This window comes from Vibrio sp. 10N.222.49.A3 (assembly GCF_041475145.1).
In the GTDB taxonomy this organism is placed as follows: domain Bacteria; phylum Pseudomonadota; class Gammaproteobacteria; order Enterobacterales; family Vibrionaceae; genus Vibrio; species Vibrio tasmaniensis_A.
The window spans coordinates 26,477-40,601 of sequence record NZ_JBFRVM010000027.1 but is presented as its reverse complement, the minus strand read 5'-3'; the positions used below and the strand labels follow the sequence as shown (position 1 = coordinate 40,601).

The window sequence follows — 14,125 nt, the reverse complement described above, 5'->3', positions numbered from 1 at the left end:
TATGTTGATGGGCATATATGAAATTGGCGAAATATACGCTTAATAAATGGTTTTTCATCCGCTTTGTGCTGAACATTGTCTCAAGTTTGGGACTACTCTCTGCTTTATTGCTATCACATCGTTTGCCTCAAGCAATGTCTTATATTCGCTCATGATTTATCTACTTTATTCCTGTATATCTTTATAGGATTAAAGAGATGTAACATCGCTGTGAGTTTATTTGCATATAAATCAATGCACTACTAACGTTTAATTTGTGTTTTAGAAATCCATAGAGAATAAGTGAATTTGTGAAAAGGAGTCTCTTAGCACAGACATGGCATTTTTTATGGGGAAGACTAGGCTTAACAGTAAGTAAACTATAAAAAAAACAGGTTAAATACTTATCTCTTTTCAACTCGAAGAGGCACAACAAAAGATTGGCCATTGATGAGGGGTAAGTATGAATTTGATTAAAGCCTGTAATGATTAACAAAAATAATTTGTACAGCTCTAGATAAGAGTGCTTGTGATAACGGGGGATATATGGATATTGAGGTTTCGCGCCAAGCTGCGGTTGTTGAAGCAGTAAGTGGGGATGTGGTTGTAGTAACGCCTGACGGCAACCCAAGAAAAGTTTTAGTTGGCGATATCATCCGTGAAAATGAGATAGTCATTACCGCAAATAATGCAGAACTTGTATTAGGTGCTCCAAATGGTGAGGTTCTGGTTGGCGAGAATTGTGTTGGATGTATTGACCAAGAATTGTCTTGGGCTGATGCCCCTATCGCCGGAGAGGTCAATTTCGATCTAGAGCAATCTGACGACGGAGCCTTTACTGACGATGATATTGCGGCAATCCAAGAAGCTATTTTAGGTGGCGCCGATCCTACTGAAATTTTGGAAGCAACGGCTGCTGGTGAAGGGCTAGGCTCTGCAAATGCAGGCTTTGTTACGATTGAATACAATAATATTCAAACTCAGCCCTCGACATTCTTTGAGACATCAGGGCTTGCGAAAGAAGAGGTAGAGGAAACTCGAGAGGAATTTAGAACGATCACCCGTTCAGCTGGTGGTCAATCGATCAGCGAATCAGTCACTGAAGGTTCTATTTCTGGCAATACCTACCCCCAATCTATTACGACCACAGAAACGATTATTGCGGGCAGTTTAGCTCTAGACCCAGATTCTTTTGTCCCAGACACACTCTCCCTTGCTTCACTCCTAAGTGAGCTTAATAACGACATTACATCAAGCGGCCAAGTTGTCACGTTTACTTACGACTCGGTGACGAATTCCATTGTTGGTGTCCAAGGTACTGACGAAGTATTACGTATCGATATTGATGCTACTAGTGTTGGCAATAATATCGATATCTCGTTAACCACCACGATTTCTCAATCTATTGATCATGTTCCGTCTATCGGTGGTGGGCAGGTCTCTTATACTGGCGATCAAATTAACTTTGCTTTTGATATTCAAGGTGAAGACTCCGCAGGAAACCCAATAGCATCACCAATTAATGCGCTGGTTACTTTATTTGACGGGGTGAATCCGTCTGCTGAAAGCGTGAATATCAATAATGTAGAAACGAGTAGTGCACCTATTGAAGGCACTTTTTCTAATATTGGAAGTGATAAACTTCAATCCGCTGTCTTTGATGCCAGTGCGTTAGAAGAGTTTGATGGGTTGCTCAGTGATAACCAAAACACGGTTGCAAGACTGTCTGATGATGGAACAACGATCACTCTGTCTATTCAAGGGAGAGGTGAGGTTGTTCTCACAATCTCCCTCGATACCGATGGCACATATAATTTCCAACAGTTTAAACCGATAGAAGAAGTGAGCTCCGACACGCTTTCATTCTCTCTACCGATTACGGTTACCGATTTTGACCAGGATGTCGTAACGAATACGATTAAGGTTGATATCTCTGATGGTGATAGCCCGTTCATTATTAATGTTGATGGCATCGATGTTGATGAGTCAGGCATTGTTGGCGGCTCACAAGAAGGAACAACCCCAGTAGGTGGTATTGGCAGTATCACAGCAAGTGTTTTTGAAAGTGACATTATTGACCATTACGAACTTGAACCGACTGAATTTAATACAACGGGAGCCTTGGTTTCTAATGGTGCTGCCGTTCAATTAGAGTTAGTTAGTCAAACCAATGGCGTGAGAACGTATGAAGGTTATGTCGAGGTCAATGGATCTCGAATTACGGTCTTTGACGTTAAAGTCGATAGTCCATCATTGGGGAATTATGAATTTACTCTGTACGAATCGCTTTCACACCAAGGTGCTGAAGGTGAGTTGCTAACCTTTGTATTGCCCATTTACGCGGTTGACGCGGATGGTGACCGCTCTGCACTGTCTGGTGGGTCAAACACACCAGAAGCTGCTGAGATCTTAATCAGTGTAAAAGATGATGTGGTCGAACTCATCGATAATGTCGTTTCCGTCGATGAACCGACTTTGGCGGGTGATACTGTTGTTTCTTATAATCTATTCAACTTTGAGGGTGCGGATGGTTCGACAATCCAATCATTGTCTTACGATGGGGTCGAATACAAGTTAGACCAAAATCTACTCCCAGATGCGGCACAAACTTTCCCATTTACAGAAGGGGTTGCAACGATTTCACTCAATGGTGATTTTAGTTTTGAAGTCGCTCGTGATATCAACCACTCAAGCAGCGAAACCATAGTAAAACAATTTGCCTTTTTAGCTGAAGATGCTGATGGCGACGAGAGCTTCTCAACGCTTGATCTTAGTATTACTGATGGCCAAGATCCGGTAATTAACCTAGTTCCACCAGTGACATTATCTGAAACGAATCTTGGTGATGGATCTTCGCCAAGCGGAAATGCGGTTAGCGCCACTGAAACGATTACGTTTACAGCCGGTAGTGATGATGTCGCGAGTTTTCGAATTGATCCAAACTTGTTCAATACTAATGATACGCTCAAATCGAATGGGCTTGTCGTTGAACTCAAGGAAGACCCCCAGAACTCAGGTACTTACATAGGTTTTGTTAACGATGGGGTAAACCCTGATGTCCCAGTATTCACGATTAGCTTTTCTACAAGTACATTAGGGGAATACACCTTCACGCTGCTTGAAGCGTTAGATCATGAAGATGGCCTTGCAAATAACGAGCTAAATTTTGAACTGCCTGTTTACGCCGTGGACACTGATGGCGATAGCTCGCAAATTTCCCCGCTTACAATGACCATCGGTGATGATGTGCAAATCATGAAAGATGGTGTGCTCAATATTGTTGAACCGACGGTTGCGGATTTGGCTGCTGGTACGGTAACGACTGCCACCATTGATGTAATGCCCGAGCAGAGTGCTGATGGCGCGACCATTACCCAAATCACGTATGACAATACCGTTTACACCTTGAATCAGGGCATAACGGGAGAGCAACTGATTCCAGTTCCTGAGGGCAAACTGTTCGTTACCCTTGAAGGTGAAATACGCTTTGAGCCGAATCGCGATTTAAACCACACGAGCAGCGAAGACATCGTTAAAACAATCGTAGTGACGTCAAGTGACTTTGATAAAGATCCGGTGACATCCACCGTGACTTTGACCATTACCGATGGTGATATTCCAATCATCAACACCATTCCAAGCGTTACGCTATCAGAATCTAATCTTGCCGATGGCTCGGCAGCAAGCACCGTGCCTGTTAGCCAAACTGAGACTATTCAGTTCACCAATCAAAGTGATAATGTAGTCAAATTCCGTATCGATCCTGCTCAATTCAACCCGAACGACACACTTAAATCGAATGGGTTGGTCGTTGAGCTTAAAGCTGATCCAAATACGACTGGAGCGTACATCGGCTTTGTGAAAGACGGAGCCAACCCAGAAGTTCCTGTCTTTACGATTAGCTTCTCAAGTAGCACGGTGGGTGAGTACACCTTTACTCTACTTGAAGCATTAGATCATGCTGATGGCCAAGCAAATAATGAATTGAGCTTTGATTTACCGGTTTATGCGGTAGACCGAGACGGTGATGACTCATTAATGTCGCCACTGAAAGTGACGGTCAGCGATGATGTGCAAGGCATGCAAAACCAAACGTTAACCATTACTGAGCCAACGGTGGCTGATTTGGCTGCTGGTGTTGTTACGACTGGCACTGTTGATGTGATGCCAGTGCAAAGTGCAGATGGTGCAACAATCACTCAGTTCGTTTATGACGGACAACTTAGAACATTGGTTCAAACAGATACTGGTGAGCAGCGGTTTGGTTTCACTGAAGGGACGTTAGTCATCACCCTGCAAGGTGAAGTGCGCTTTGAACCCAATCGCGATTTAGTTCATACAAACAACGAAGACATCGTTAAAACAATCGTAGTGACGTCAAGTGACTTTGATAAAGATCCGGTGACATCCACCGTGACTTTGACCATCACCGATGGTGATATTCCAATCATCAATACTATTCCTAGCGTCACGCTATCAGAATCCAATCTAGCCGATGGCTCGGCAGCAAGCACCGTGCCTGTGAGTCAAACTGAGATTATTCAGTTCACCAATCAAAGCGATAATGTCACCAGCTTCCGCATTGAGCCAAGCTTATTTAATACCAACGACACACTTAAATCTAATGGGTTGGTCGTTGAGCTTAAAGCCGATCCAAACACGACTGGGGGGTACATCGGCTTTGTGAAAGACGGAGCCAACCCAGAAGTTCCTGTCTTTACGATTAGTTTCTCTACTAGCACTGTGGGTGAGTACACCTTTACTCTGCTTGAAGCATTAGATCATGCTGATGGACAAGCGAAGAATGACCTGATATTTGAACTCCCCGTTTATGCGGTAGATCGTGATGGTGATGACTCATTAATGTCGCCACTGAAAGTGACGGTCAGCGATGATGTTCAAGGCATGCAAAATCAAACGCTGAGCATTACGGAGCCAACGGTTGCAGATTTAGCCGCTGGTGTTGTCACGACAGGTACTGTCGATGTCATGCCAAACCAAAGTGCCGACGGGGCAACGATTACCCAGTTTACTTACGATAACAACGTGTACACGTTAGTTCAGGGGACAACCGGAGAGCAGGTTTTCCCTGTTGCTGAAGGTAAACTGTATATCACTCTGGAAGGTGATGTCCGTTTCGAACCTGATCGCAACCTCAATCATTCAGGGGGCGATATTGTTAAGACTATTACGGTCACGTCTGAAGATAAAGATGGTGACGAAGTCACGTCGACCGTTACGCTTACTATTTCAGATGGTGCTCCACCTGTTATTGATAACATACCACCAGTCGCTTTGGCTGAAGCAAACTTGCTTGATGGGACCTCTCCGAGCATAACGGTCACTCAAACCGGAACAATGACGTTTACATCTGGTAGTGATGATGTGAACCATTTCCGTATTGATACTGCGCAATTCAACACAACTGGCGACCTAAAATCGGATGGTCTGGCTGTTCAGCTAAAACAAGACCCTCTAAACAGCGATAGCTATATTGGTTTCGTAGAAAACGGTGGTGTCCAAACGGACATTTTCACCATCACTTTTGATAGTTTGGTGCTTGGTCAATATACCTTCACATTGTTAGAAGAGTTAGATCACCTGCCTGTGCAGGGTAATAACGATCAAATTTTCACCTTGCCAGTTATAGCGGTCGACAAAGACAACACAGATTCACTAATTAAGCCTCTTACGGTGACTATTACTGATGATGTTCCCGTCATTACGGATACAACTGTCGCGAGTACGTTTGTTGTTGATGAAGATGATTTAGGCTCTGTTGTGGCTCAAGCGACAGGCTCGTTTGTGACCACAGAAGGTGCAGACCAAGTAGAGGTTTACGAACTGCGTAACGTAGCCACTCTAGAAACTACTCTGACATCAGGCAATGAAGCGATTTCGATCACTGAGGTCACTGGGGCTGCGAACACAACTACCTACCAAGGTGCGACCACAAGCGGGACTCCGATTTTTACTCTTGCACTGGGTAACGATGGGTCATACACATTCACTTTACTTGGCCCTCTAAATCACGCTACTGGATCAAATGACCTAACCATACCATTTAATGTTGTGGCGGTAGACGGTGATGGCGATGACTCCAACCAGTATCAACTACCAATTCAAGTCATTGATGATGTTCCAGTAATGACGCCGCCGACGGGCGAAACGGTTGTCGATGAAGACGACCTTTCAGGCATAGGTTCGGATCAATCTGAAGACACCATTATCAATGGACTGTTCACCGTCGATGAAGGTGCCGATGGCGTTGTGAAGTATGAACTGGTTGATGAAGATTTAGTCTTGAGCGGTTTAACCTCCGATGGAGAAAGCTTAGAGTGGCTAGCTGTTTCACAAAACGGCACAACATTCACCTATGTTGCTCAAACTGTAACCAGCAATGAAGCCGTGTTTGAGATTGTTTTCGATACCTCTGATAACAGTTATCAGTTTGAATTGTTTAAACCACTGAAGCACCCTGACGCTGAAAACGAGAATACGATAAATCTTGATTTCTCCATCGTTGCTGAAGATTTTGATCACGACCAATCGAATGCGATCGATCTGAAGATCACGGTGACGGATGATGTTCCATTAGTGACAACACAATCGATTACTCGTGTTGAAGGTCAGGGTTATCGCGGTTCTATAGTCGATATGTTTGCTGATGCCACTGATGTAGGCGCTGATGGGGCGGCTTTAAGTCGAATCGAAGGAATTACTGATAATGGAGTCAATATTGTTTTCCGCTCTGGAACTAGTGGGCCTTACAGTAGTGGTTTCGATCTAAATAGTGGAACTCAGGAGATTCGAGTATACGAGCAGAGCAATGGCGGCGTTGATACTCGTGAATTGGGTCGACTTCAAATAAACTCAAATGGTGAGATAGAATTTAGAGCCAATAATTACTTAGAGCACGTTGGCGATGAAATCAAATTCTCTATTAAAGTGATTGCGACCGATAGCGATTTAGATACCTCTGAAACACCGTTAGATATCACCATCACAGACCGAAATTCGTCGAAAATCGCGCTGAAAGTGACCACTTTCGAGGATGCGGGTAGAGACTCAACGATACCTTACGCAACGGGCGATGAACCAGATCTTGAGAATGTTCAAGACAACCAAAGTGGTCTGCCTAATGCGCCAGCGCAAGTTGCATTGCAAGTTAACTTATACGACCAAGATAACAATGAATCTATAGGTCAGTTAACGATAAAAAGCCCGAACGGAGGTGATAGTCACCAAGGTACGTTCTATTACTTTGATGGTACCTCTTACCATGAGTTAGTACCTGAGCCAAATGGGAGCATTATATTTGGTCCTCCTGAACTCGAACAAAGCTTTGCTCCAAATCCGAATGAATCAAGACAAACTATTGCGACGATAGACAACCTATTCTTCGTCCCTGATCAACACGCTAGTTCAAATGAAACTGGTGGGCGCGTTCGTTATGAACTCGAAATTGATAACAATGGCATGCTTGACCACAAAGTAAACTCAAACTTCAAAATCGAGATTGAAGCGGTAGCGGATATTGCTACTTGGGATGATGGCAACAGCACTTATCAGTATCAAGTCAATGAAGATGAAGACAACGTCACGTTGCAGTTAAACGCAGTATCACAAGATAGTAGCCAAACTGAAACGATCACTTATGAGTTGAAAGTTGTTGAAGGTGACGGAAAGTTTGAGCTTCTTGATAAAGACGGCAATGTGCTTACGCTGACGGCGGGTGGTGTATATAAAATAGCGGCAGAAGACATTAACACCACCGTGGTTAACCCTATTGATAATTTCTCGGGTCAGATAGAGTTCGAAGCAACAGCGGTTACAGAGGAAACACTGAATCCTTATGAAGATACTGCTAACGGCGGGGCAAATGATAAAACTAAGGCTCGTTCTGTAGAGCAAAACATCATTATTGATGTCACTGCTGACGCTGACCCTGGAAGGTTCAGTGTAAATCGCATTCAAATCAACGAAGACAATATTGATAATCCCGACTACCTTGGGCCTTTGGATAACAAAGATGCATTCACGCTAGACGAAGTCATCACCATGACAGGGTCGGTCGATACGGATGGCTCTGAAGAACTGTTTGTTCGTATCAGCAATATTACAGAAGGCGCAGTGCTTTACTTTGTAGGTACAACCACGGTGGTTCCTATTGTCAGTGGTACCAATTACCACGAAATAGCGTATTCCGATTTGGCTAACGTTGAGGTGGTTCCAACTAAACACAGCAATGTGGATTTCACTTTTGATGTTACAGGTGTAGTGAAGGACACTGCAAACCTGTCAACCAACCCACAACAAGTCGATGTAGAAATACTCGGTACTAAAACGGTTAACGTTGAAGTGAAAGGAGTTGCTGACACACCTTATGGTGGGACGAATGGTACCGATTGGACCGCAATTACAGATGGTACTGCAAGCGGTGTTCAAACGACGATTCAAGAGAGTCAAAACGGCGACAGCTTTGCTCTGCTTGACTTCACGGTATTGTCGGGTGAGAGAAAGCCTGACACTGGCACTACACCATTACCGGACGATGGTTCCGAATCAATAACGGTCATCTTATCGGGTATTCCTGATGGCGTTATAATCGAGGATGGTGACGGTACGGTTATTGATCTTAACTTTGTGGGTTACGAAACCGGACCGGGTGGTAGCCCTGATTTATCAAAACCTATCTACGAAGCTAATATTACGGAGGCGGGTACAACGTCAGGTATTCGTATTCGACCTGTCGACTCTTCGACCGAGAATATCCACATTCAAGGCAAAGTGATCGTAACGGAAAACGACGGTCACACACTTTCTTTTGATCAAGAAATTCGAGTGTTGGTTGAGCCTATCATCGATACCTCAACAACCTACAACAACGTCACAAACGGGAACGAAGATACGGCTATCAACATCGATTGGCATCCTGAAGGCGTTGACTATATCGACTCAGATGAGCATTTCACTTCAATTAAGATTTCCGGTATTCCACCGGGTGTCACACCCACCGTAAATGGTGATGTGACTGTTGTGAATGATGGTGCTGGTACGTTAACGATTACCCCTAAAGACGCGAATCAAACGCCGGAACAATTTACCCAAATTGCACTAGCGAATAACTTTATTCAAATGACTCCGCCAACTGACTCTAGCGTTGATTTCACATTGACGACAGAGGTAGACGTTGAGGAGCGTGATCACGAATATGTGGATTCATCTAACCCAGGTGAGGGTATTGCGACTGCGACGGTTACAGGTACGATCAATGTTATCGTAAGACCCGTTGTTGAGACTCATGATGGCATCGATAATCAGCTTATCGTCGACGACGTGGCTGGAACTGGTTCTTTGGGTACGGTGAGCGCCGATCCTTTGACTGGTGTACTCAAGTTTACAACCAACAGCGACAATCCATCCGCCACGGATGAGTTTGTTATTCGATATCAAGAAACCGATGCATCGTCTGCTATTGAGGAAGTTGACCAACTGGTTATTCAATTAACGAATAATGACCCGAATAAGACTCCATTGTCAGATGACGTATTGAATCAATTACTCGTTATTGGCGCGGCTTATGAAGGCGATGGTCGTTGGGTTGTGACCAATGAGGACTTGTTTAGCATAAGTGCTCCTAATGGTCTTGGTTTCCCTCCTATTTCTAATCTTCCAGACGTATTCAATGACATCAAGATGACTATCTTTAGTACGGTGGTTGATCGCGGTGATGGTGTTGAGGTTGAGTCATCTCCTGCCGTTATTCGGGAAGGCGAAGTGACATTATCATTTCCAGAAGTACTTGTTGGGGGAGGCGAGGTTGCAGCTAACATTACAATGGATGCTAATAGTGTTGTCGACGCTATCGAAGACACGCAACTTGATTTAGGTGCAGCACTAAATGGTGTGATCACTTTCTCTGGAGAAGATGCATCGGTAGACCAAGTGACCATTATCATTGATGACTCCGTGACCATTAACCCAGGAGGCACTTTCCCAATTAGTTTAGCGGGAAGCAGTGAAGTCGATTTTGTTAATGGAAAATATGTATTTGAGACAACCGTTGAACAGGGCGTTCCAACTGATTTCTCAGGGCTGTTACTTAACTTGCCTGCCGATTACTCGGGTGACTTTAGATTACCTCTAACCATAGTGACCAAAGATACGCTCTCTGGTGATGAGAAAACGTTAGTTACCGACGTCGTCATCAAAGTCGCGCCAGATGCGGAGACGGACCCTACGATTGAGGTGAATGTCGTGGGCTCTCTTGATGATGCCTTTAATCCTGTTGATAACGACGGTCAGGCTGGACAAGATCCGGTGGGTTACGAAGACACCTACATTCAACTCGACTTCAATTCGACTATTTCGGGTCAGGTATCAGGCGTCGAAGGGGGGCAAGAGGCGTTTACATCCATTACTTTGACGTTGGATGACCCTTCAATAGGGGCATTCTATGACAATACGGGTACCTCACTTGGTACCTCAGTCACGTTTAATCAAGCTGAAATCGCGGCGGGGGCGCTCGATAATGTCCTCTTTAGGGCGATAGAAAACTACCCAACTGGAAATGATATTAACCAAGTGCAGATTAATGTAAGTGGTACAGTTACAGATACCGCAACCTACAATGATTCTGCTTTTCCGGTAGGCACTGCAACCGACTCCGATACCTTCAATACAAGTGTTCGTTTTGATGTTGTTCCGGTTGTTGATGATGTACATGTCTCTGGACCGGGTAGTGATCCTGATGTAATCGAGATTACCGGCAACGAAGACCAGCTTATTTCCTTGTCAGGTACAGGACCTGTATCGATTGCACTGACTGACCTTGATGGATCAGAACAGTTTGTATCGATTAAGTTCACCGATGTACCTGATGGCTTCCAGATGCGTGTAGATGCTGGTTCTGCTTACACTGTGAAAAACAACGGTGGCGGTGAGTGGAGTGTTCAATTGCCTCAAGCTTCTGGACTTTCATTCGACTTAAGTGAAATTTCGATTTTACCGCCTAAAAACTTCAGTGGTACTGCTGAGTTTGGTGTTGAAGTGTTCACTCAAGAGTCGCTACTTGGCGTACCGACTGCGGCTGCAAACTTACCAAGCTTCAAACTGCATGTGGTGCCTGTTGGTGACGATGTTGATACCAATCCTACGGACTCTGTAACAGGCAACGAAGGGCAGAATATTGATATCGAAATCAATGCGACTATTTTAGATAAAGAGTTGTCGGCCACAGGAAGCGGAACGTATACCGAAAATGCACCCGAAACCCTTCGAGTCGAAGTGGCAGGTGTTCCTCAAGATGCTTCTATCTACTACCCTGACGGAACCACTATAGGTAGCTATGATCCAGCGACGCAACTCTGGACACTAAACGTTCCAGCTCAGTCGTTCGATAAGATCGTATTTAACTCTGGCGAACATAATAGTGATACAGGTAATGCTTTGGGTATTAATGGTCCACTGCAGATTACCGTTCGTTCTGTGGATACAGATGCTGATAACACGGAGCATTTAGGCACACCAACGAGTTTCAATGTTGATTTAGTGATTGATCCTATCAACGATCAACCGACCTTTGTCAATGTGACTAACCTTGAAACGACAGAAGACTCTACTGGTGTGGCAATCAACAACTTTAGTATCTACGATATCGACGCAAACTTTGATAATCCAGATGCACCGTATGTACTGACGCTAAAAGTTGACCAAACACTGCCGGGTGCACAGGGCGAGTTTGTACTCCCAAGCACTCAATCCAATGGTGTGACATTTGTATTGCAGGCTGATGGCTCACTTGTCATGACAGGTAAAGAAGCTGACATCAATGCAGCGCTAACTAATGGCGAGGTTACGTTCAAACCGGACCCGGATCAGAACTATCTCAATCAGGGTGGGTTAGTGACCATTAATGCTACGATCGATGACGGTGGTAATAACGGTTTGATTGATGCGGGTGATCCGAATACCGCTCAAACGAATCAAACTACCTTCACTATTAAAGTGACGGAATATAATGATGCTCCGATAGCGGCCAATGTTGATTTGGGCTCGATTCCGGAAGATGGCCAAATCGTGATTGTTGAGGGTGACTTGATTACGGCAAGCTCTGATATCGAAAATCATAACCTTACCGTAACAGATATCAGCCTTACTCAAAATCAAGGTCAAGGTCAGCTTCAGAGGTTTGAGAACATTGCTGGGGCGGATGACAATTCGATTAATGGCCCATACTGGGTGTTCACGGCAGCTGATGATTATAATGGAGACGTCAAATTCAATTACTCCATTATCGATGATGGTACAACCGACGGTTCGCCGGACTTCAAAGTGGGCAGTGCGGAAATCAGCCTTGTAGTTACAGAAGTTAACGACCAACCAGTGGCAACCGATATTGATTTGGGCACCATGCTTGAAGAAGGTCAGCTAATCATCAAAGCTGAAGACCTGATTACAGCGACGACAGACCCTGAGGGGCATGCCATTACGGTAACTAAGGTCGAAATCGATCAAGGTCAGGGGCAAATTCAGAAGTTTGAGAACGTTGGTGGGGCGGATGACAATTCGATTAATGGCCCATACTGGGTATTCACGGCAGCTGATGATTACAATGGCGATGTTACATTCACCTATACAGTAGAAGATAACGGTACAACCAATGGCTCAAATGATTTCTTAACGGATACCGCGGAAATCAGCGTTGTGGTACAAGGTGTTAACGATACACCTGTTGTTAATGGTGACAATGTCACTGATTTTATTGATGAAGAATCGGGTCAGCTGCTGAGTGGCATCAATGTCAGTGATCCTGATTATGTTGATTCATTTTCTAATGACTTGATGACGGTCACTTTGACGGTGGATTACGGAACGTTAAATGTGTCGCTGCCTGCCGTGACAACTGTGATGGTGAATGGCAACAACACAGGTTCGGTTATCTTAGTAGGTACGTTGAGCGACCTAAATGCATTAATTGACACACCGACTAGCCCTGCGGGTGTTTATCTGGATGCGAGCCTGTCTCCAACCAATAGCATTGGCTTGGAAGTCATCGCGAAAGATAGCGGAAACCCTTCTGGTATCGTCATTGAAACCACGCCAGTTATCTATGATATCGCAGTGACTCCTGTGGCGAATGCGCCGACTTTGTCGATTGATACTGCGTCTAACTACGTCAGAAATATCACCGCTAACCAGTCAGTAAGCGCTAGCGGCGTTCCTTTGGTTGGTATTATTGCTGCCTTGACAGATATTACGGAAGAGCTAACGCTACGTATCAGTGATGTGCCTGTTGGTGCTCAAATTACGAGTGATGTGGGTTCAGTGACTGATGTCGGTGGTGGAGTTTGGATTGCCACGGCGGATGCGATTGACACTGTGAAAGTGGTTGGGCTTTCTGATACGCCGGGAAGCTACACACTCAAAGTGGAGGCGGTTTCAGAAGAGCTAGATAACAGCGATACTGCAACATCGGCTTCGATAGATCTCAACTTGAACATTGTGTCTAACGGGGTTGATATCGATTTAGCTACAGAAACCGACGATGTTCAGTTATTGGCAGGGGCTGGCAATATCGACCTGACAGCGGGATCTGGAAATGATCGTCTGGAAGGTGGTTCGGGTAACGATACGTTAGTTGGCGGTGATGGTAACGACACGCTCATTGGTGGTGGCGGTTCCGATATTCTGACTGGTGGCGACGGTATGGATTCGTTTGTATGGTTCAACATCGAAGATGGTGTCGAAGATACGATTACCGACTTTAGCCTATCTGAAGGAGACCAACTCGATCTAAGAGAAGTGTTACCTGAGCTGAAAAGTGCCTCACCAGATATAACAACACTGCTGCAACACATTGATGCGAAGGTCGACGGGGATGATATTGAGCTTACGATTAACCCTGATGGCTTAGGCACGACAGAACAAGTGATTGTGGTTGAAGATCTTGCGCCTCAGCTGACGTTAAATGGCACCATGCCTTCTGATATTCTGGATGCGCTAGTACAGCAGAATGTTATGACTCACGGTTAACGCTCAATTGATAAGCGCTAGTGATTAGAAGTGAATAACTAAACCATAACGAAATAGGCCAGCAATGCTGGCCTATTTTTTATTAAATCTTGCTGAATGAGCCCCGATA

At 44.7% G+C, this 14,125-nt stretch carries 1 protein-coding gene; it reads left to right on the top strand.

Annotated elements, in window-relative coordinates; all coding sequences use genetic code 11:
• Positions 1-525 precede the first annotated feature (525 nt).
• On the top strand, positions 526-14,016 hold the full coding sequence (locus AB4589_RS04860; protein ID WP_372099597.1) for a retention module-containing protein: 13,491 nt from the start codon (positions 526-528) through the stop codon (positions 14,014-14,016).
• Positions 14,017-14,125: the final 109 nt, after the last annotated feature.